The organism is Massilia aurea, from assembly GCF_040790145.1.
Lineage (GTDB): Bacteria > Pseudomonadota > Gammaproteobacteria > Burkholderiales > Burkholderiaceae_D > Telluria > Telluria aurea_C.
Genome location: NZ_JBFMMP010000014.1, coordinates 20,489 through 42,349 on the forward strand (window position 1 = coordinate 20,489; position 21,861 = coordinate 42,349).

Genomic DNA, 21,861 nt, shown 5'->3' on the forward strand with positions numbered 1-21,861 from the left:
TCTCGCTTCGCCAACTTTGCCGGTAGACCAATGGTTGCTTACTTTTCAGTGAGATATGATTACGACCTAATTGTTGCCCAAAGTTATGTTGTGCGAGTGGAATGTACGTTGACAGTACGTTGAGTGCTGGACTCTATTGGCAATATTGGAGTGAAATACTGTCGGAAATCGGAGGACGCATGACAACGGGAACAAACATCGAGTGGACCGAAATGACTTGGAACCCGACAGTCGGTTGTACGAAGATTTCACCAGGGTGCAAAAACTGCTATGCCGAGAAAATGGCGGAGCGCTTGATGGCAATGTCTACGCCTGGGTACGAAAATGGCTTCACGCTGACGCTGCTACCAAACCGGCTTGAAGATCCTCTACGTCGAAAGAAGCCGACCGTTTACTTCGTCAATTCGATGTCCGACCTGTTTCACGAAGATGTGCCGTTCGATTATATCGACAGCGTTTTCGAAGTGATCACAAGGGCGCATTGGCATACCTTCCAAATCCTGACCAAGCGCGCAGACAAGCTGGCTCACTACTTCGAGACCCGGACAGCGCCGGTAAATGCCTGGCTTGGCGTTTCGGTCGAAGACAGGAAATACGGCATCCCACGGATTGACCAGTTGCGCACTGTGAACGCAACTGTGCGGTTCCTGTCGATCGAGCCGCTGCTGGAAGACTTGGGCGAGATGAACTTGACCGATATTCATTGGGTGATCGTCGGTGGCGAGTCCGGACCGAAAGCGCGTCCGATGAAACAGGAGTGGGTCGAGTCGATTCAGGTGCAGTGCGAGGAGCAGGCTGCGGCATTCTTCTTCAAGCAGTGGGGAGGATGGGGTGCCGACGGAAAGCGGCGAGCCAAGAAGTCGAACGGCCGCCTCATCAATGGACGTACATACGACGAAATGCCGGCAGCGATATAGGTAACTTATGCTCAGTCAGTACACCTGGAAGCATGGACTCGAGGCGATCGCACAACACAGCGTCGCGAAGCATCGCATTTTGCAAGCTTATCTGTCCGAATACTTCAAGGTGCTGATGGGTGGGCGCCGGGATGAATTCAAGCTGACGCTGGTCGACGGTTTCGCGGGCGGTGGACGGTACTACCACGAGGATACTCATAAACCCGTGCGTGGCTCACCACTCATCCTGCTGGACGCCGCAAGGGAAGCCGAAGCTCGCGTCAACCACGGCCGCACGCATCCCGTGCGCTTTGATCTGTCGTACTTCTTTATCGAAGCGAGAAAGGAAGCGTACCTGCACCTGCTGAAGGTGCTTGACGAAGAGGGCCACAGCGGACGTCTCGAAGATGACATCTTCGTCAAGCATGCAAATTTTCTCGCTCAGGCCAAGCCAATTATCGAGTTCATCAGGAAGAAAAGCCCACGTAACGGCCGGTCGATCTTTGTGTTGGATCAGTTCGGCTACAACGCGGTGCCGACGACGATCATCCGAGAAATCTTGCACACACTGCCCGGCGCGGAGGTAATCCTCACGTTCGGGGTCGACTCGCTGCTGAACTTCGCAAATGAAACCATTCTGGCCAACGGTCTCAACAAGCTCGGCATGCCGGCGCTTTTGTCTGGTAAGTCTATCCGCGACATCAAGCAGTCCGACCGCGACTGGCGGCTATTCATCCAGTCTACGCTCTATCAGTCGCTGGTCCGCAACTGCGGTGCCAAGCATTTCACGCCATTCTTCATCCGCAACAAGCATGGCCATGGTGACTACTGGCTGATCCATCTGTCACAGCACCACAAGGCACGTGACGTGATGACGAACGTCCACTGGCAGAACCATAATCATTTCATCCACTATGCCGGTGCAGGCCTCGATATGTTCAACATGCTCGGATATGACCCCAAGTTCGATCACGATCACCTGGGCCAGAGCATGCTCGGGTTCGAGTTCGACATGCCCGCTCGCGAGAAGAGTGTTAGCGCACTCATGGAGCAGATCCCAAAAATCATCTATGCGCACGATGATGGACTCACTTACGAGTCGCTCTATGTTTCGACCTGCAATGAGTCACCGGCGACGTCGGAAATCTACCAGGATGCGCTCGCACAGCTTGTCGCTCACGGTGCCGCGGCTGTATTGGGGCCGGGCGGTGAGCATCGGCGCTCCGCACGGCAGATCAAGCCGACCGACCGCATCGTTCCGCCGCCGCAGAGGCCGCTGTTTTCCCTCTGATACCGTCAGAACAGTGGAAGATTCTGGTCTGGCATACTCGACTTTCGCGACTCGCGCTTCGACGCAGTTCCGAACTTTCCGAGGATGTGTGAAGCGATCTTCTTGGCAAGCCCGACGGCTTTGGGGGCTGGGTTGGAGATGCAGCAAAATAGCGCGAACAAAGGGGCACCGTTGGGCGAACGGAGGTACAACGGATCGCTCACCCATCCCTTGAACACCGCAGCCAGCCGGCGGTGTACGAAGCCGGCAATGTCTCCAGGAGTAGCTACCCTGATTTTGCTTTCGCCCTCGCCGAGCAAGCCCGCTTGGCCATCAGCCTTATAGAAGTGTTCGCGCCAGGCAGGGGTACCCAGCACCTCATCCAATGAGTTGGACTTGGACTGGTCGACCTTTTCGAAGTCCTTCGCGGCTTGGCGGTAGACGCCGCTCAGCGGGAACAGGTACCAAACGTCGAGTGCCTCGGTCGCGGCTATTTTCTGCAACGTGGCCCACGGAACCGTCATGCCATAGGGGTCAAGGAATAGGACTCCGCGGCACTGGTCCCAGTTGAGCGTGCGAAGTATTTTGTTGATGGCAAGGTTCGCATCGTCATGGTGAACGCGGACCCGATTTCCATATCCGGTCGCCAGCTTGGTCAGCTCATGAACATGCGCCTGGTTCAGGTCAATCAGATGTACCTGATCGAAGGCAGGGGTCGTTTGCAGCGCGATCTTTGCAGAACCCTCGATCGTCTCGACGGTTTGCTCGTCCGTCTTGATCTCACATTCGCCAGTGCCAGCAAACGCATCGATATAGATGCGCTTGAACGGCTGGCTGGGCAGCGGCCTATACTGTAGTGCCTGGTTGAACGAAGCCAAATACCGTCCGAGAACGTCCAGCTTAATCTGGGTCCATGGGCCGCCAAAAGTGTGCTTCATCAGTTAGCTTTTCGTCGTGAGAAGTCAGTAGAGACGGATCCGCCACACTTCGCTCAAGAAAGGCCCGAAGCAAGTTGCCTTAAGTGTCCCATCTTCCGTGTCTTGATGAGTATAAGCAAATTTCGGTATCGGTACATGGGAAACGTTGAGTGCATAGTCCGCTCGTGAACCGCCCCGGCTTTCATGGAGGCCGGTTAGTGTAAGTCAGGCCGGGATAGCCTGACTGCTCAAGCGGACGGAGCGACTAACACCAGCGTAAGCGCGACCGGCATATCGGAGAGCACCGTCGGTGCCTTAGCGACGATTGCTAGTGACTGGCTGGCGGCGTCTCGGAGTCGCACGCCGAGCAGTCGCACGTCATGAACTTGGTCGTCTCAACGGCTTTTTAATACGCACCGTCTGCCATTTGTTCCAATGGGCCTGGCCATAGTGGACAGCGTGTTTGAGACGCATCCGAAGGTGGTAGCGACTCACAGAAACAAAGCCGGAGAGGATCGAGAACCAGGCGGCAATGTGTCTACACAGATTGCAGGCAACCTGTCATGCAAGCTTTGCTAACGTCGATTAAGAGGAACGGAACCTGTGCCCGACGACAGCACTGTGACATACGGGAAATTTAGTTCACAGTGATCGGCTCGCAAAACCCCGTAGAACAAAGCGGTTCGCGACGACCGCAAAAAATTGACGACCCCCCCACATATTTAAGTGTTATAAATAGCGCAGTGTGACATTGCGGAGCTAACCCCATGGCAGACTTGGTTTTTGAGACATTACGGGCCGTCGGGCCGTGCGCGAGTGGCGACCTGGTCGAGTGCTTGATCGCAGACCATGGGCTGACTGCCGCGGCAGCGCGACAACGTCTTTCCCGCAGCACGACCATCAAAAAACTCGCCCATTTACCCCTGCAGCGCAACGCCCGATTCGTTTATCTTCAAGAGCACTACGGCTCGCCGACGTTTTGGGAGTCACTTGTACGGGTGCTGAGGGAAAATAGTGTTTCTTACGGTGGGGGCTTGGCTGCATTGCTGGCCCGTGGTGGAATCATGCCGAAGGTTCACTTCGCAATAGCCTGTGGGTCTCCTTTGAAACAGAAGGGACACCTCTCCCCGACAGCAATTTTTGACCGCTTGCATGCCGCGAAGCTCATCCAATCCTTGGACGTCCCAGGCGTTGGTGAGTGTGTTGAACTATCCAACCAAGTCGCGCCGGAGAGCTATGAACTAGCTCGAATGCGGGCACGTCTTCGCACGGAGGAGATACTCCTTCGAGCAGTCCGGGATTGGGCCAGAAAACTGGGACTAGCCAGCTTCGAAAAAATCGCGATCAGGGACGAGGAAGCCGACGGTAGTCAGCCGCGTGTTGGCACGTTTTGTTGGGATTTGACAGGCCCGTCGTACCTTGCGCCAATGGTCCAGTGGTCTGAATCTGGACTCAAGCCAGGTTTCCTTGTTTGCGATGTCCTCTTAGGCGGGAATCTGAAAGCAGAACACCTCCGCCCATTCATTAGTAAATGTAAGACGCTCCGTAGCTTACGGAACGTTGGGCGATGCCTGCAAGTCTTCATCGCTGATGGATACGAAAAGGACGCCCTGGCGCTAGCTCGAAGCGAAGGAGTTATTCCGGCTACGCCAGAGTCCCTGTTCGGTGAGGAGGTTGCCAAGGCACTGAGTCAGCTTACGGAGCTTCTCGGAGACCTTTACCCAAGGACGGAGAACCTTGAGAAGCTGGATGCGGTATTTAGTCGCCTCAGCCGGATTGAGGGCGCTGCTGTCAACTTGCGCGGCGCTCTGTTTGAGTACCTTGCTGCTGAGATGGTTCGCAGCACGAGTACCTACACCGATATACGGATGAACGAAATCTTCCGTGATGAAACCGGGCGCGCTGCTGAGGTTGACGTCCTCGTGGTGGACAACAACAAGACGGTCCGATTCATTGAGTGCAAAGGGTATAAGCCTGGCGGATCGGTGCCTGACGAGATGGTTGCCCGCTGGCTTAACGACCGTATTCCGTTAATAAGAAAGGTCGCAATGAAAAACTCTTTCTGGAGCAGTTGTACGTTCCAGTTTGAGTTCTGGACAACTGGGCAGTTATCGGCCGAAGCTGGCGCCATGGTGACCAAGGCAAGTCAAATGGTTCGAAAGTACAGTCTTGATGTAGTGGACCAGGCGGCCCTAGAGGCATTGGGCAAAGCCTCCAACAACACAGCTTTGAAAAAAACGTTACAGGAACACTTTTTAGCTCATCCGTTTGAAACTGGAGTACTGGCCTCTAAGCGAAGACGAAAGTTACCAATTCCCGATCCGGTGACTCTAACGAAGAGAGAAATGCCGGGCGAAGATAACTTCTCTATACCACTCTTAGCCATTAAAATGGCCGAACAGAACCCGGATGAACAATAAAATCTGCCCTACACCTGCAGGCCGAGGTCAGTGATGGGGCAGGCCTCATAGTTCAGCAACTAAACGCGGCTATGCCACGGGCGCTTGACAGGCTGCCCAAGCAAGACAGACGATTTTCATTTTGCGACACGAGGCGCTTAAGTATGACTACTCAAGAACGTATTTTCAATAAAACATTCAACCCGGGCGACGATGACGGAATGTTCAACGCATGCGTTGGTGAAAACGGATTTGTCGACAAGCAAACGTACAGTATCGGATTTGCTGAGGCAGTCGATATCCTTACCTCCGCACTTGAGGCGATGGATGAGAGAGCTAACCTTGACACGCTAATTTACCCGATCTGTTTTTGCGCGCGGCATCATGTTGAACTATTTTTAAAGGCGCAGATCGATCAGATCGCAGGGATGCGCGGATTGACTCCTAAATTACCTGGCAAGCAAGGCGCGTCTGTCTCGTCGACACATGACCTGGGTAACCTATGGACAGTCTTCGCTTCGCTCGCTGTGGCCACCGATCGGCGGTATATTCAACATGTAGCGGAAATCGAGGAATTTGTTCAAGACATCGCGCAGATTGACCCCACTGGACAAACTTTCCGGTATCCGACAGACACAGAGAGTGTAAAACATCTCATTGCTACGCCTGTAATTAATGTCCTGTCGTTGCGCCGCCGTTTCAAGGCTCTCGTTAGCAAGATCGAGGCAATAGAGCTTCTTTCAGACGCGCTATCTCACGAATATCGCCACGGCAGTCATACTACTAAACTTTCTCGAGCGGATCTTCAGTATATCGCTTTAAACCTTCCTTTGTACGAAACTTGGGCGAGGAGCGACGACGTTGTCAAAGCAAAGGCGCGGATAATGCAGATGTTCGCTATCAGCAGCAATGATTTTAATCGTGCGGCGGCGGTAATCAAGGGCCACCCGGAATTTGCGCCAAACATTGGCTTGTACGTACCCATCGCTGGATTGGATCGGGGAGTAATCGACAATTTCAGCCGTATCTTGAGTGACGAGTTAAGCGTACAAGCTTGGTCAACAGATGAAATGGGCACTATCGAAGCTATTTACGAAATTGCGAGAGCAGATCACCTGAGCGAGGAATTTCAGTCAGTGCAGCAACACCTGAAGCGCGAGTTCGCGTTTGAACGTTACACTCAGGGGCAGCTCGGCCATCGGGCTCGGTCGATTCCCCGATTCTTAGCCGGTCTACAAAAGTTGGGTCAGTTGGACTTGGCTGAATATGCTCGGCACTCCCTCGACGCTTCCAACCTTTTGAACCGACTCAAAAGGGAAAATGAGGAGTTTGCTAGGCGGCATCCAAACATCGGAATGTCACTGGTGAGGGACCAGATTAAGGCCAGCAGTTCGACCGAGTCGGAGCCTTCATGTGATGCTGGCAAGACTTAGAGCGCCTAGCAAGTCCTTTCGACGTACGTCCAATAGAACAGATGAGACAGCTGGCAAGCGAACGAACGCTTGGTGTGTGTTGGCATGTCGCTCACGACGGATGCGCTGGCTGAAGACGATGAAGCCGTTCAAGGGTTCGCTCAACGGCGCATTCCCATCGTTCGCGTGACTCCAGCAGTAGCACAAGTAACCGGAAGTCGTCGCGCCTGCATTAAAAATAGTCATTGTATTTTGCGAAGAGTAAGATATCCTACTCCGGTGTGTGCAATATCTTACTAGATTATGCTTCTACAAAACACGCTGCTGCTTGAACGCGATTGGCGAGGATCCATGGATGACCTCGCACGCAAAGCATCGGAGCTAAGCGCAGCCTATCCAGTCGAAGGTACTGCTCATCTTTCCAGTACCACACGCGCGTTAATCATCAGCTACAGAGCGAGGCAGATCCTTCCGCCAGCCCAAGGCAAGCAGTTTACTTGGGAACATCTGGTCCGCCTCTTGGCAGCGCGTTTTCTCGTAATGCGCGGCTGGAATCGCGATGCAGTGGCGAAACGGCTTCAAGAGTGGTCGACCGAATATTTAGCGGCGAACCTTAATGAAATCGCTGCAGAAACAAGCACAAGCGTTGCCGCATCCGATTCAGAGTCAGACGACATCAGGCGTCTGGAACAGGTGACAGTTGCCGTACGTCTTCTTGCTGCGGGAATTGTCGAACAGTTTGGTCGCGCCCGACGAGGCGAAGTCGTCGTCCAGGACCCTTCGATGAGTCCGCTCCTTGCACAGGCCATGCTCCTCTTCGCCGGCATATTCTTGGAAAAGGGGCGAGACAATTTGCTCGGCTCCGTGCATGAATTGCTGGTGCGGTGCCAGCAACCGCTTTCCAGTGCCACCTTTGGCCTCGATCTCTTCTCCCATAGGTTCTTCCCATATCAAGGCATGGTGTTGATTGATCCCGACCGCCGTATTCCGACACTCGATTGCGCTGAGCTCGCTCAGCAATCATCGTCGGAGCTCGACTTGAGGGAGCAGCTCGCCTTTGATGCCTTACGAAGTGTCAGTGAGCAGTTTGTAGGGCGCCAGGAGGAAGCGTATTCCAAACTAAGACTGTGGATCGCGGAACATCCGGTAACTACCGCAACTGAGATGCGCCTTTTCGAACGGGAGAACAATCTTCAATTGGCCGCCAGCTTCCTTTCCGGTTGCTATGAGCCAGTGGGGCCACGCCACCTCGTTAATGGTGAGCTGCATCTGTGCTCAGCCTGCGGAGTACCGATGAGGCGGTCCCGCGGAGCACCACGCTTTTACGCGTGCACGATACATCAATGCCCCGAATTCGATGCCCCGGTGGAAAGCGTCGCCAGAGAGGTGACTTCCGAAACCGTAATCGCCCGCGCGCATATCTTATTGTACTGGATCGCCCCCGGCCTCGATGAATCGGCGGTCTACCGGCACGCGCTCAAACTGGGTCTTCTCCCTCGTGCATACCCTGGTCGCGATGCATGCGATATCAGTTTCGACGGAGATACGGTTGGTGTGGACGTGAAGAGCTATTCGAATCCTTACGTGCTGGTTGACAAGCTGAACAAATCGTCGCTGGGCGGCTTGGGCCTGTATTCGACTCGAATCATCGCGATTAACGACCACGTCCTTACCCGCTTTTACGGCTACCTGGACATTCTTCGGCAGCGCTACAGCGGGCCAGCAGTACGCTTCATGTCCGTGCGTGAGCTGATGAAATCGCTGGAGGTGCCGTTTTGAATCCACAACGCCTCCAGGAGTTGGGCCTGCAGCGGCTCGATCTTCTCTGCGCTTTCCTGCATTACGAGTTGGGCGAGTCCTCTCTGGCCCACGCCCCAGTTGTACTGATGGGCTACCGATCTATCTCGCGTACACCACTCTTTGCAGGCCGGCAGATTGCTCTTCAAAACCTGCGTCAATGCTGCGATGGCTTGGGGACGCTCGCATCCATTCGGGCGGCTGCAGTCCGTTATAACGACAAGCTGCAAGCAACTGGCGGACGAGGCCACCGCTTTGAGATCAACGAGAAGACACTAGATTTCAAGCCAGTCTTCGACCTCTTGAGTGACGCGCTACGTGTTGCCCTCGACGAGCTGAATCGAGCCGAGCCGCCAGCACCGCACGGATTTGAATTGGCCAAGCTTGGCATACCCACTTATCTGCGCATCTCCCACGCAGGGGAGGACAGGCGCTACGAGATCCAAAGACTGCCTCGTAACCTTCCCGAACCATTAAAGCACCGGCCGCGCAATCAGGCGGCTGCGACATCGCTCAGGGTCCCTTGGGCCGACTTGCTGCGTGAAGCAGACCAGATGGATGACATCGATCGTCAACTGGCCGTTGCTCGCAGCGGGAACTGGGGTGCACGCATGCGGGCGATAGCGCTGACTTCACCCGGTGCGGACGGGCAACTCAGCTTTGAGGGCTCGATCACTCTGGATGGGATTAAACACCTCATCGGCCTGCCGGGTGCGGGCAAGACCACGTTGCTGGTTTGCCTTCTTCGTTACCTCGGAACCAGACAGGTGAAAACAGCCGTCTTTTTCCCGTCCATCGAAGTGTGTCGCCAATACCTTGAAGACCTGCAGCGGTACGAAATCAATGTCGGGCTGCTCGTCGGCCAGAGCGGGGACACAAAACAGCGGCATGCTTTCAAGTTGGGGGAATCCCTCGCAACAGGTGATCCACTGCGTGGCTTTGGCCGAAGCACCATTTCGGCGCCTTTGTTCGAGGGAGTGTGTGCACTGCCACGCCTAACGAGCGCGCCGCCCGACGTTTTCAAAATCGACGACCAGTTTTGTTATGCCGTCCTGCAGGCGCCGGAGGACAAGCCGACGGGAAAACCGACCCCACGCTTGTGCCCAGCCTGGTCTGTGTGTTCGCGCAACCGTGCCGCTCGAATGCTTCCGGCAGCTGACGTCTGGCTTGGCCACATCCGGTCCGCTGATACGGTCGTTCCGGCCCACACTACGGACATGGACGAGCGCTACTTCGAACGTATCGCACGCGAATTTGACGTGGTGATCTTTGATGAGGCCGACAGCGCTCAACAGGCCTTGGATATGATGGGCGTCTCGCAGCTCAAGCTCTCGGGATACCGATATTCGTTCCATGAAAGCCTGCAAAATGCCTCGCTGCGTATGATCGCGGCCGGTGCAAATGCGCGACTGCGCGATCAGTCGTTCGCGCAGTTTGCAATCGAGTGCGCCGAATTCGAAAAACTCAACGTCACGCTCGTTTCTGCTATCCATCGTCTGGACGACTCGCTTCGGCAAGCGTTATCTGGCCTTCTGCTCACCCCGTTACGCCTGATCGGGGATTGGCTGACACCGAAGCGACAAAGTGGCCTTAACCCGGGGGCAGCGTACAAGGACGATCTCATACGCACCAAGGAAGCCTTGAGCTTTATTTGGGAGGACGCGGCCATCGCAGCATTCCAGGCGCGGCGCAACCAGGCTCGTGCGCAGGAGCGCAATACCGACCAGTGGCGTCGCCTCGCCGAAGCCCTTCGCTGCCCGCTGCAAGACTTGGCTCGTGATGCAGACTTGCTGCAGAGCCACCTGGCGATGTGGATCAACGCGGGATCGCAAAACGACAGAAGTGAACAGGAAGATGCGATCGAGAGCGTGCTTTCACCGTACCTGCGCGCCGTCGAGCCTGGCCGCCTGACACTACTGGTGCGCCTGCTGATCGCAGTCACATTCACTGTGCTTTGCTACAGGCGCCTTTCCTACAGGTTAAATGAACTGTCACGTGAGGGTGTCATCGAGGCCATCCGATCGGACGAGCGTTGTTCGGACGACCTGCTTGCCGCCTGCCCCGACAACTTACTTGGAAGCTTGTCGGGTGTACGCTTCTTCCTAGGAGACAGTGCTGATTCCGTTCGTACCGATGAGCCCGGCGTGCAACTGCAATACGTGGTCTTCTCGGGCGCTCCCCGTGCATTTATGTACCGGCTGCATGAATGGAACACTTTCCATGACCTGACTTCGCACGCGCCGGCTGTTCTCCTCACGAGCGCTACCAGTTTTATGCCGGCGAGCCCAGCTTTTCATATCGACGTCGCGCCCTCTTATCTGCTGCGGCGGCGCGAGCCGTACGAGGGCACTTCAGCCTCGCAATATGCTTTTCGCCCCATCGCTGATCCCGATGCTTCTGATCATGCCCCCCTGCGTTATAGCGGGGTACGCTCGGAAGCCATTCGCCTTTCCAATCTTCGGAAAATGACATCAGCTCTGTTGGAAGGTGGCTTAGGAGATGCACGAGTTGCTGTTGATTGCGCCCACTTTGACGTGCGGGACGGAATTCGCCGCAAGGCAGCATTTGTCGTCAACAGCTACGAGCAATGTGTGGCGCTCAAGCGTTTTATTGATCAGAAGTTCGCATTGTGGCGCGATCGCACTGTGGCCGTGGTGAAGGAAATCCCGGATGACGCGGCCACTCGGGGGTTCGTCACTGCAAGCATGGTCGAAGCTTTAGGTGACGACCCGAACTGGGATTTACTCATCTTTCCCATGGGTGCCCTGGGGCGTGGAACGAACATCGTGTTTTCGAGCGGATCGCGTCAACGGGACGCTACACTGGGTACGCTTTACTTCCTGACCAGACCGCACCCGTCGCCGGACGACCTCGGTTTCCTCGTCAGCATGGGTGCGCGTGCCACGATGCAGTTTGATTCCCGTGACCTGAATGGCGTTACCAGGCTCGCCGATTGTGGGGATGAGTTGCGCCGTGCGCGAGGAGGGTTGTACCGTGATGTCGGGCACCTCTTGCGCCACCCTTTATACGCGCGCTCATTGCGGAAGGACCTGTTTACCCCGTTCACCGCCAATGTGGCGGTTCCACTCCTGCAGACGATCGGGCGTGCAATGCGCAATGGTTGTCCGGTGCAGTGCGTATTTGTTGACCGCGCGTGGGCGGAAAACTCAAGCACGGGAGGCACTGACGACGAGAGCACCAGCATGTTGGTCCAGCTGCGCTCGATTCTGGAACAGGGATGCGAGAGCGCTGACGCACAGGAGGCACTGCTTTTCCGGGAACTGTATGGCCCGTTCCTGGAGCCATTCCGAAATGTGGTCGGACTTCACTCGTCGTTCGACTCGACAAAACAGGAAGATGAAGTCGATCTAGTCGACATCAGCCCGCTGTGGGCTGCCGATAGTCCCGTCAACGAGGATAACTAAATGCCAGTTACGTTTGACCACACCCCGATGGCCCTGCAGTTCGGAGGAACAACATTCACCTACACCAAGACGTTGTTCAGCGTCGGGTGGACAGATGAGACGACGCAGGTGTTGCGCCAGATAGCGGAACGGGCGAGCCAGTATGTGAAAGAGAGCGGCAAGGGCACGTTTGTTCATCTCCCCTTCGTCACATTCTGGACCCAGTTGCAACTGGTGCATGATGGCTGGATTTCGCTTGCGCGCGACCTCGGGACCAAACAGCTTGGATTTAAGTCGGCGTCCAGCCGTCCCTTTGGCTACCTCAGTGGCGAGGCTGTCGACGTTGAACGTTTGACTGATACTGCGGCGCGCTGGATCGATGGACCGTTGACTCACTTTGTACAAAAGTTCGGTGTGCCCATCACCAGTATCGAGCGGCTGCGTGAGCTGACGCGGATGATGCGCCTTTTCAGCTGCGAACGATCCACGGTCCAGCTCTTTCCCTGGGGGGCGCTCGCAAATGAGCAACTTCCATACGCAGTGGCACCAGGCGAACTTGCCACGCTCCTCGCTGGCAAGGAAATCTTTCCGGGTCTAGGCTCCGTCGTTCGGGTTGTTGGCGCACCTGCGAACAGCGCCGAGCTCATGACCTTCCCGGTAGCGGCGGCGGGCGGCGAGTTCAGCCTTGTTTGCCAACTGTCTCTCCAGACTCTTCCTGGTGCGAAAGAACCAGCGATCCATATTGGCTTCACACGGCGGCGCTGGGCGGGTTCGCTCGAGAAAAACCCAATGAAGGCCAAGCGGATCGGCGGCTACGTTTTTTCAGAAGATCGCCCGCATACCGCCTTCCGTTTCGACCTCGACTTTGATCGAGAGAACGGTTGGGTTGCCGACCCTGCGTATGAGGAGCTCGAGCGCGCGATCGGCCTGCTGCCCGAATACCGCGACGAGCGCATCGTGGTTTATCCACATCACAACGGAACGCGCGCCCTGGTCATGCATAGTGATGGGTTGGCCGTCGACAAATCTTCTCGGCTCCACGCCGGAGTACCTGTGGCCGACCAACTTGCCGCATACCGAAGCGTGCTTGACGTCCTGGCACCCGTCGGGTTTGTTCCTTTTACTGGGCACGAAGAGGTCAAGGGCGCCCCAAAGGGGCCGGCGCGTATTGGTGTCTTGCGCGCGTCGCTAATTCTCAAGCGGTTGTTGGAAAGCTCGGGTAGAGACTTGCCTGATCATCAAGACGAGGGCACCTTGCTCGATCGTCGCGTAATCGAGCTCACCAAGCGTTCGCTTTCGGACTGGTTTGGAAAAGACCGACCGGCGTTAGACCAGCGTTATCCCAATCTGGCAGGTGTGGTGGCTGAGATGGTCCGCGAAAGTGGGATTGCTGCTAAAGAGAAACGACAGACGCTCTGCGTGCTGGTGCAGTCGCCACTAGAGAAGCCGTGGGTTGAAGCAGTCGTACAACTGATGTTGGGCGACTCCGTCAAGCTCATGGTTGGAGAAGTGCCGGCCGGTGTGCATGGACCTCGCCGGCAGCTTTCGCCTACGCCTACGTCGAACGCCGAGCGAATGCGAGAACGCATGGATATCTGGCGCCGGTTCGCTCGCGACAACCGATTGGACGAGAATACGATGGTGCTCGTTCAGGCCGACGACTGGTATCCGTTCGAGGGAAAAAATTACCCCGACGACAGCGTGAACAAGGCGGCGTGCCGACGGGCGCTCGCCGCGGAGGTAGGTGCCACTGTTCAGTACCTGTTGCCGGCTCGGGCTCATAAGCTCGATAACTATCTCATGCGCCTGCAGGCAGCAATCCTGGACTTGGTGTACGGGCACAGCGGCTGCATCTTAGGTCTACCTGCTGCGGTTGAAGCTTGCTTCCCAACTGCCGGTAATCCACCGAAGTACTTGGTGGCGATGGGATCGGTCAGCGTAGAGATGGGTGGGCGCCAAGGAACAGTCCTTGCGGCGGTGCGGTATGACGTGGCCGTTGGGCGGCCGGAGATCCGGCTAGCGCACATGGAAGCCGAAGAAGTGAATACGCCTTGGCTCACGTTCGAGGAAGGCCTTCGCTACGTGGCGCGGCGCACGCGGCTCGAAGTTCCCAAGGGCCAGCAAGCTTCCACCTTTTTTCAACGTTTCATGGCTGAAGTGCTCGACGATACCGCGAAAATCGATCCTAACGCTGTGGTTTTCATTGACTCAACGCGACTCGTCTCAATGTGGAAGAAGCTCGGGGATAAGGGGGCAAAGTTTGGCATGCAATCGCTTGACGCGGATAACGCACCACGTCAGGTGTGGGGTCAGTTGAGACTGATCCGCGTGCGGGAACAAGCTCCTACGATGGTCAATGTCAGAAAGGATGGGCCGCTACTGCCGTCGGGCGTCCCCCTTGAGGTGGCGACATCCGTTAAGCGGCTCTTCTCGATCGGAGGGACTCAGGCACCTACGTACTGGTCCTACGGCCCGCCTGGCCAAAAGAAACGCGGCACGAGCTGCTATCGTTCGATGCTCTTGCCGGATAAATCCCGCACTGCGACAGTTGAGTTCGAGCCCGAATATGGTCAACATCAGACCCCGAGGGGGACCGAATTCGTGATTCTTCAGGCTCAAGAACAGGACGACCCCAGGCACTTGGCTCAATTCGCTGAGCGGTTAAGGCTGGGTGTTGTTCAGGCTCGAGGGGATATCTGGGTTAAGGTTCCGTCTCCGCTCTTCGCCATTAGCAAACTGGCCGACTACATGGAATATTGAGCTGTCTGCGCTTTCGTCAACACTGCTTCCGTAAAGGGCGACGCTTGTAAATCGAGGACCGGGCGGCAATCGTACCTGCCCGTCCTCGCTTGCCGCGGGGACCGGTCGGGTCAGCGCTTCGCTGAGCGCCAAGAGTTCAACAGCTCTATTGGATCCGGCGGATTCGTTTTCGCAAAGAATTCTGTGCCGATGATTAGTGGCCTATACCGCACGTGGTAACGCTCCGCAAATGTCGATGCGCGCCCAATGAAGATCATGTCCTCGAATTGCGCCGGTGCGCTGTAGTGCTTCACCAGCCTCGGAGGGAGCGCGGCATCAATAATGGTGTCATCACCAAGGGATACCCAGGCATGGAGCGCCTAGTGCCCAGTAAGGGGTAACACAGACGAGCGTTGTGTGGACGATTCCGCTCCAGCGGGCGAACGTGGTCATGGTGTATTTCTCCTCGGCGGACGTTGAGCGTTTAGCGTCCGTCGCGAAAGGCACCATGCGACGTTATGTTTGGATAAGAAGATGTGTCCCGTTCAAGCCGCTCAAAACTTAGGCCGGGCGCCTAGACGATACCTCGTCTGACGCTAATTCTGCCAGAGACATGCAGTGGCTGACAAGGTATGCAAGAAAAACCAGGAGCCAAGGCGAGCAGTCCGGCCCTGCGCCTATCTGGCCGCTTTCCTCATTACGGTTTGAATCTCGACGGCCGCAGGCGCGGGCTCGCATTTTCAATGTCCCCGATGGCGCTCGGTCATTGATGCGTGGACGTCTGCCTTTTGGAGAAGGGGGCATGTATAGGAAGCTGAGCTGTGATAAGGGTCCATAGGTCGTCAGACAGCAGTGATTTTGCCGTGGCATCAGTCCGGCTAATAACGGACTTACCATCCTAATGCGAGCCTCGCGAACGACCGCTACCGACCCCATTACGGACCTTCGTAGCTTGCTCTTTGTAGATTCAGCTATACGAAGAATCATCGGGAGCCGAGCCATGCCCGCGTTCTGTGTTGAATCCGCTTCGGTTCCGAAACAGATTCATCATTTGAGAACCAACGTTCGATGTCGACGTCGTGAGCAAGGCTTCCATGCCTTTGATCAGTTCATACAGCAGGGATTCCAATGACCGCCCGTCTGTCCAGTTGCTACCAATCGTCCTAAGCTAGGGATGACGGAGCTAAAGATGACCCTGGGTCATCGTCCAGCAAACTGACTGGCTTCAAGTTTAGATCCTTACGAGCAATTAGTTCTCCAAAATCTGACCAACGTTTGCTATTTACACCAATCAAATTTGCACCGTAATAGCTGAAAAAGGCTGAATAGTGATTTTGCTTCGTTATCGCATCCATACAACTTCTAACAATAATCTGCCTCTCGATTGATGCCATATCCTGACCATATAAGTTGATCATCGGCAGCCAATTGTAGAGGGATCGGCAATTATCGAAAACGAACATATCTAAATACATTTCTCTACTTTTTGCTTGGTACTTTGCACGCCAATGTTGATTTGTATTTGCATGGTAGGAGTTCCCCATATGATTTATAGCAAGTTCAATCCATAGATGCTCCATCGGCACGTCACAAAATATTCCTCCGTGCGGATCAGGTAATGCGGAAATCACTTGATCGATAGAGTCGGACAACATCTCTGATAGCGTTTCCTTGTACGAATATTGTGCATTCCTTAACAAGTCATATAGCTGAACACTTTCAAGCAAAGACGCCGCTCCATTCTTCCTTGAGAACTGCTCGTACCAATATTTACTAACGGCATTTTTCGATTCTTTCAAGCGCAGCATGAAGTTCCATATCGGGAATTCTTGGTGATTCTCGAACACCTCTCCCCCGGATACTTGGAACTTGTCTTCAAGCTCCTCGGTCATGTCACTTTCTTCCGATTCATAATCGCGAAGCGTCATCATTTTTTCAATGCAAGCCCTGATCTTAGGGTCATCGATTTTAAGAAGCATTCTTTTTAATGAAGGATTATTGGCGATCCTCCACATCGGCTGCATATAGCCGGCAATCATAACCGGATAATGGCTTGAGAACGCACTATATGCAGCGCCAAAATTTGATCGAATGGCATTTTCGTATATCGGCTGATCCTTTACGTACTCAAAGTCGCCCTCGGCAACCGCACAATCGTAGGATTCTTGATCAATAAATCCATAAGTATCGGCGCCTTCAGCGAAGAAGCCAGATTTTTCAGGACCTAAGAGAACGTCTGACTCCAAAAAAGGTTGGCTTCTAAAGTAAGATGCAAGGAATTCGATATTTTCTTCGGTTGCGTCTGGAACGCAGCTATTTATAACCAAAATCCCCAAATCACTCAACGAATTGTTTTCGAAAACAGAATTAATTGTTAGGAGAGGCTTTGATTGTTTGCTGAAGAGAGGAGCTGTAAAATCTAGGTAAATTATGTCGAATTTAAAAGAGGTAATTTTCAAGAGGTCAGAAATTGAGCCGTTAAAAATCTTCAACGTAGGATACGTCTTCTTTGCTTTCGTCAAGGCAGAGTGATAAATCTCCTTATCTGATTCGATCGCCCACACATTCTCAACCAGAATTCCAAGGTCAGTCATGATTGTGAGATCATTTTCTGGCTCAGGTCCGCAAAAATATGCAACCTTTAACTGCTGCGGTTGCTTTTTTTCGTAAGAGTTATTGGAAAAATCCGTCCAGCTCTCGATGAACCTTTCATCTGGATCCCGATCCAACTTATCGGGTAGAATCTCATCAAAGGCATAATCCCATAACCTACGAATATAGTTAGGATTCAAAATACGTTGATGCTCCCGCTCAATGGTCAATTTCTTAACAGCATTTGACCAAATTTCAATTCGACTCTTTTCTTTTACTTCTTGCTTATAAGTTGTGCTATTGCTCATTTTAAATAAATTTAATTTTAATTCCTAATCTGGCTATGGTTCTTAAGCACTCCGTCTGCAGAAGCTGTCTTCTTATTAATAGCAAACATGGGGTAGATGTTTTTGTAAAGGGTGTAGTTTTTGGCAGCCAGGCTACGATCTTGCTAGCGGCAAAAATGCGGGGATTCTAACGGAGCCGGTTTTTGAAATTGGCAACATAGTGCGCACTTCGTTAGTTGTCGTTATGAGGTTCTAGATTGTGGATTCCGAGGTGATTAATTTGATAAAGCTGAATCGCCGCTGCAGTTTACGACAGTCTGTACCGGCAAGCACCTTCGCCCGTCTGCTTCTAACCGGCCATAGAGCTACCCGGCCCATCCGCTCTCCATCCAAGCGACTCAAGTCATTGTTCTGTCACGCTGGCAGGCGGCGTCTGAGATGAAATATTATGAGCTTCATTGATGATGTGGGAATATATTTCCATTGCTGCTTCTCTATGACGTGAAAGTGACGGATAGAAGTGAATCTCATGCTGGAATTCCGGCCACTGGCCAGATTGCTGCCTGCAGAGAAATGCCACCTCCGCTTCGACCGTCTCTAGGTCCCTAAGAGTTGCGAGCTGCCCTTTGTGTTCCGCAGTCCAAATACATAGAGTCAGCCTATGCCTTAGATGCTTCCACTTATAACCGTGATACCCGCCTTCGCCTTTTGCTCGCAATCCAAGTGAAAGGCGGGACGACATTGCCTGTGAGGCAACACCCACATAGATGAGTTTGCCGTTAGCTGCCACTGTGTAAAGTTTGGGCCACTGGCTTGAGCTGTAGGGCTTTATGAACTTGCACGTGACTCCATCCATAAAGAGGCGATACGGGCCTACATCAGCTAGCTCAAGGTGATAGGTCTGTGGGGATGAAAGCTTCATGGGAAAAGGTTCTCACGTTGGAAGTCAACGGCTTCCATTTTAAGTCCGTTGAGCCGACCTATTAGGCGCTGCTGTTCCGCGAGTGATTGCGTTCCGATATGGCACCCAAATTCCGAGACGCTTCATCTCCGCAATCGAATCATCGCGCGACCCAAGGCGGATTCTGCATTTTGTCAGAAATGCGTTCACGATGGCCTCAGGTCGACTGCGGGGTTTTCCACCTAGCTCATCATTCAATCGAATGGCTTGATGGGCTACTGATTTAAGAATTCCATCCAGTCCAAGCATGGCGACCAGTCTCTCATTCATGTCGGTAGCAATGAGGCGGAGAATATGGGAGCTCATAATCGCTAAAGTTGGTGGGATGTGAATGTTCTCGTTGACCTCAAATGTCATCAGGCCGCGATCCGGCCCCTCCTGGAGCGATGCCAAGGCTGTCGATAATTCTGAATGAGTCGACAACGTTGCTAGCGCTTTGGAGGCTCGGGAGTTTCGATGTGCAATGCAGTTTCTGCACAGACGGAAATAGCGAAGAAGCGGCTGGAGATTGGAGATCCCAGCAGAACTCCAGTTCATCGAAGCATAAAATCGAAAAACTCGGTCCACCTTTTCTTCATCTTCTTCTGTGCCATCAGCATCGTCTAGCTCTTCGTCTTTTGGTCTATTGCTACCTAGCCCCCTGCTAACTTCTGCCTCTGTTCCGATGAGGAAGTCGTCGAACGCGGAAAAGATCGCCATCAGAGCAAACGCCGAAATCGCGGAGTCTTGCGCACGCTGGACGTCGATTGTCAAGTTTCTGACTGGCGGGGCATTCCACGAGGGGTGGCTGGCAGTAATGAGTTCTCCCAACTGGTTTTGCAGGATCGGTTCGCCGGCATGTCGCACTAAGAGCAGTGCCGCAGAGTGCGCGACCTTGATATGGATGTTAATTCGCTCGTGGAAAGAGTGAAATGCTTGGAATGGCTGGAGTCGTGCGCCGGAAATGTCTATCATGGCTTCGCTATCTAACGTAAAATGGACGTCACGTTGACGCCTTTATGGGCTAAGTGTGACTTCTTAATTTGGCTACTGCAATCTCCACTAGTACGCAAGGTCGGCAGTGTTCGTCATCTACCTTAAGAACATCTGTGAAATGCCATGGACAAAATTGCGGGACCTCATATATGGTAGATATCAAACGATCGCCTAAATGTTTGTTACGTTCGTGCGAATTACGTGCGCTTCTGGCCTCAAAAGCGGACAGTTGGAATGGCTCAGTGTACGAGCTTGTTGCTCTAAGAGCAAGAAAGGGGTTTGGTTAGGCGCTCTAAAGCTCGACGATTCACAAAGAAGCGAATTTCTCATGCGTGGCTATTTCACCAAGCTCAGAACGCTGATAACAGTTCCATATTGGACTCGAAACGACTGGGAACGGACTTGGTATCGAGACGCTTCACGATCTGAGAACCAATGTTGGCCGACATCAATCTTGATGCGACTCTTTCCCTCGCCCTCGCCATAGACGAGCTCAAAGGCATCCGTAGCATAGTGAAGCTCCCTATTGAGGAACAAATTTTCGGGAGCACTCGGACTTTTGAAGAACCAAGCCAAGCCCTTGCGCACATGACATACTACCCAGGCGGGAACGGGGGACGTGCGGACCATTTTGATGCATGTCGCCGTAATGCTGGCGTTGAAGGTCGCGCCTAGCTTCTGAGCGGTATCGACCGTTAACGGTTTACCGTCTGCTGCAGGAATGAAAAGGTAGCTCGGTAACAGGAGCTGACTTGCGAAGCTATTGGCGATCGCCTCGCCGTCTCGAGAAGCGTCGCTTTGGGGGCCAATGTCGCGGCTTGTGCATAGGAATCCACTACGCCCTCGATCGAGTCTTAAGTGGCCAAGCTCATGCGCCAATGAGAACCTCTGCCGAGCCAGTATGCTCTTTGAGTTGATGGTAATCGCAGCCTTGGCACCATTGACAACCAGCCGGGCCTCGCATCCGCATAGAGGGCGGCGATGAACAGTCGCTCCCATGTCTAGAGCAATTGCGTCAAGATCAATGTCCGCAGGATCAGCGATCCCATAGCTCCATAGGAGCGACTCGGCTGGACTAAGCGCCGAAAGCTCAATTGAATTCATCGTCGTCCTTGATCGCTCCCGTTTCAATAAAATCATCCCAGAGCGAGAGCCAATCACTATCTGAGATAGATCTCCCATCGCGGAATGCGACAGCTAAGCCTGGATTAATCGCTAAGATGTCCTGAATGCGCTTCTTAATTACCTCTAAAGACGGTCGTAGGGCAGAACGATCACGGCGGTTGTTTTGGGAATCCGCTAACCGCTGCCGAGCTTGAGTCAGCCTCTGTCGCTTTGCGCTCGCAACCAATGTCATCGCACTTGAGCGAAAATCGCGCGCTAGTTTGGCTGTGTCTATTCCATCCTCCCTCGCTTCCGCCATGATCTGCTCGTCTGTGAGCGCGTCGAGGTCGGCTTCGAACGCTTTAGCTATCCGACCGATTTTTGCGAGGGAGTTCTTAGGTACGGCGTGCTTCATTTGGTCCTCCTTCCGCGAAAAATGACATCTGCGCCGCGGCGCAATTTTTTTCTCGCGGACTCATATTCGGTAATAGACATTCCGAACTCCTCGACAAGAACACGCCTTGGGATGCCGTCCTCTAAAGCGGCAAGCACCAATTCAACAATGTCATCGCCTGCAAAATGGCCCTTTAATTCGTCCAGGTTAGCCTCCAAGGCGGCGAGTTCCGCCTTTTCAATAAGAGTTTCGTCCGTCCCCCTTTCGCCTTGGAAACTTGCAAAATACCCTTCTGATCCCTCGTCGTCAGTCGACAACAGATCGCACTCGGTAAACTCATTAAGCGCTTGCGTCGAATGCCGTTGTCCATGTGCGATGCTCCTCATCGCACCGAAGATGTAGACCTCGAAGGGCAAGTCTAGAGGCCATTGCCGTGTTCCCTCAAGCGTCCGAGCGACCGCTTCGTTGAAGAGCGCCATCACATTATTGTCTGACATGCCGGCAACCAGAAAACGCGCTTTTTTGCAGAGACGGAGGATGTCCGGTTCGGTGAGAGCGCATATTGCTCGTTCCAGCCGCGTCACGATATCGCCGTGCGGCCCCAGGTCTATCTGTTCAGGTTGTTGAGTCAATGTGTTCACCTCCTCCCGTCTATGTGGGCTGACCCCAGGCCAAAGTCGGACAAAATTTTTTTGTCCGACTTTATGGAAACGG

14 protein-coding genes are annotated in these 21,861 nt (G+C 53.8%); 7 read left to right on the forward strand and 7 right to left on the reverse strand.

Going from position 1 to position 21,861, the window contains the following annotated elements:
• The first annotated feature begins 179 nt into the window (after positions 1-179).
• Together AB2N08_RS17610 and AB2N08_RS17615 are read left to right on the forward strand one after the other, a co-directional pair.
• Positions 180-917, forward strand: a complete 738-nt coding sequence (locus AB2N08_RS17610) for a DUF5131 family protein (RefSeq protein WP_367612193.1) — start codon at positions 180-182, stop codon at positions 915-917.
• Positions 918-924: 7 nt separating this feature from the next.
• The gene (locus tag AB2N08_RS17615; protein WP_367612194.1) at positions 925-2,187 is read left to right on the forward strand and encodes a three-Cys-motif partner protein TcmP; all 1,263 of its coding nucleotides are present in this window, start codon (positions 925-927) and stop codon (positions 2,185-2,187) included.
• Positions 2,188-2,192: 5 nt separating this feature from the next.
• Here the strand turns inward: AB2N08_RS17615 and tcmP are convergent, their stop codons facing one another.
• Positions 2,193-3,104, reverse strand: coding sequence for a three-Cys-motif partner protein TcmP (gene tcmP, locus AB2N08_RS17620; RefSeq protein ID WP_367612195.1), 912 nt, complete (start codon positions 3,102-3,104; stop codon positions 2,193-2,195).
• Positions 3,105-3,850: 746 nt separating this feature from the next.
• On the opposite strand from tcmP, the gene AB2N08_RS17625 reads away from it, so the two are divergent.
• From AB2N08_RS17625 to AB2N08_RS17645, 5 genes are all read left to right on the forward strand, one after another.
• Positions 3,851-5,503 carry a hypothetical protein gene (locus tag AB2N08_RS17625; RefSeq protein ID WP_367612196.1) on the forward strand — a complete coding sequence of 551 codons (1,653 nt, stop codon included), beginning with the start codon at positions 3,851-3,853 and terminating at the stop codon, positions 5,501-5,503.
• A gap of 143 nt (positions 5,504-5,646) precedes the next feature.
• Positions 5,647-6,915 (forward strand): hypothetical protein, encoded by a 1,269-nt coding sequence (locus tag AB2N08_RS17630; protein WP_367612197.1) that lies wholly within the window; start codon positions 5,647-5,649, stop codon positions 6,913-6,915.
• Between the two features lie 330 nt (positions 6,916-7,245).
• A complete protein-coding gene (locus AB2N08_RS17635) occupies positions 7,246-8,673 on the forward strand; it encodes a restriction endonuclease-related protein (RefSeq protein WP_367612198.1) in 1,428 nt (475 codons plus the stop codon).
• Positions 8,670-12,116 (forward strand): hypothetical protein, encoded by a 3,447-nt coding sequence (locus AB2N08_RS17640; protein ID WP_367612199.1) that lies wholly within the window; start codon positions 8,670-8,672, stop codon positions 12,114-12,116. The genes AB2N08_RS17635 and AB2N08_RS17640 overlap by 4 nt, the downstream gene beginning before the upstream one ends.
• Positions 12,117-14,855, forward strand: a complete 2,739-nt coding sequence (locus AB2N08_RS17645; protein ID WP_367612200.1) for an RNaseH domain-containing protein — start codon at positions 12,117-12,119, stop codon at positions 14,853-14,855. It begins immediately after the preceding gene.
• Between the two features lie 1,142 nt (positions 14,856-15,997).
• On the opposite strand, the gene AB2N08_RS17650 is transcribed toward AB2N08_RS17645, so the two are convergent.
• The 6 genes from AB2N08_RS17650 to AB2N08_RS17675 form a co-directional block, all read right to left on the reverse strand.
• On the reverse strand, positions 15,998-17,734 hold the full coding sequence (locus tag AB2N08_RS17650; protein ID WP_367612201.1) for a hypothetical protein: 1,737 nt from the start codon (positions 17,732-17,734) through the stop codon (positions 15,998-16,000).
• Between the two features lie 382 nt (positions 17,735-18,116).
• Entirely contained in the window at positions 18,117-18,635 is a 519-nt protein-coding gene (locus tag AB2N08_RS17655) for a hypothetical protein (RefSeq protein WP_367612202.1), read from the reverse strand.
• 39 nt (positions 18,636-18,674) lie between these two features.
• The gene (locus AB2N08_RS17660) at positions 18,675-19,628 is read right to left on the reverse strand and encodes a hypothetical protein (protein ID WP_367612203.1); all 954 of its coding nucleotides are present in this window, start codon (positions 19,626-19,628) and stop codon (positions 18,675-18,677) included.
• Between the two features lie 357 nt (positions 19,629-19,985).
• The gene (locus tag AB2N08_RS17665; protein WP_367612204.1) at positions 19,986-20,831 is read right to left on the reverse strand and encodes an ImmA/IrrE family metallo-endopeptidase; all 846 of its coding nucleotides are present in this window, start codon (positions 20,829-20,831) and stop codon (positions 19,986-19,988) included.
• Entirely contained in the window at positions 20,740-21,168 is a 429-nt protein-coding gene (locus AB2N08_RS17670; protein WP_367612205.1) for a hypothetical protein, read from the reverse strand. The genes AB2N08_RS17665 and AB2N08_RS17670 overlap by 92 nt, the downstream gene beginning before the upstream one ends.
• On the reverse strand, positions 21,165-21,788 hold the full coding sequence (locus AB2N08_RS17675) for a hypothetical protein (protein WP_367612206.1): 624 nt from the start codon (positions 21,786-21,788) through the stop codon (positions 21,165-21,167). Before AB2N08_RS17675 ends, AB2N08_RS17670 begins: the two co-directional genes overlap by 4 nt.
• Positions 21,789-21,861: the final 73 nt, after the last annotated feature.

Coding starts and splice junctions, on each gene's coding strand:
- AB2N08_RS17610 (WP_367612193.1), top strand. CDS start 180: ATGACAACGGGAACAAACATCGAGTGGACCGAAATGACTTGGAACCCG.
- AB2N08_RS17615 (WP_367612194.1), top strand. CDS start 925: ATGCTCAGTCAGTACACCTGGAAGCATGGACTCGAGGCGATCGCACAA.
- tcmP (WP_367612195.1), bottom strand. CDS start 3,104: ATGAAGCACACTTTTGGCGGCCCATGGACCCAGATTAAGCTGGACGTT.
- AB2N08_RS17625 (WP_367612196.1), top strand. CDS start 3,851: ATGGCAGACTTGGTTTTTGAGACATTACGGGCCGTCGGGCCGTGCGCG.
- AB2N08_RS17630 (WP_367612197.1), top strand. CDS start 5,647: ATGACTACTCAAGAACGTATTTTCAATAAAACATTCAACCCGGGCGAC.
- AB2N08_RS17635 (WP_367612198.1), top strand. CDS start 7,246: ATGGATGACCTCGCACGCAAAGCATCGGAGCTAAGCGCAGCCTATCCA.
- AB2N08_RS17645 (WP_367612200.1), top strand. CDS start 12,117: ATGCCAGTTACGTTTGACCACACCCCGATGGCCCTGCAGTTCGGAGGA.
- AB2N08_RS17650 (WP_367612201.1), bottom strand. CDS start 17,734: ATGAGCAATAGCACAACTTATAAGCAAGAAGTAAAAGAAAAGAGTCGA.
- AB2N08_RS17655 (WP_367612202.1), bottom strand. CDS start 18,635: ATGAAGCTTTCATCCCCACAGACCTATCACCTTGAGCTAGCTGATGTA.
- AB2N08_RS17660 (WP_367612203.1), bottom strand. CDS start 19,628: ATGATAGACATTTCCGGCGCACGACTCCAGCCATTCCAAGCATTTCAC.
- AB2N08_RS17665 (WP_367612204.1), bottom strand. CDS start 20,831: ATGGGAGATCTATCTCAGATAGTGATTGGCTCTCGCTCTGGGATGATT.
- AB2N08_RS17670 (WP_367612205.1), bottom strand. CDS start 21,168: ATGAAGCACGCCGTACCTAAGAACTCCCTCGCAAAAATCGGTCGGATA.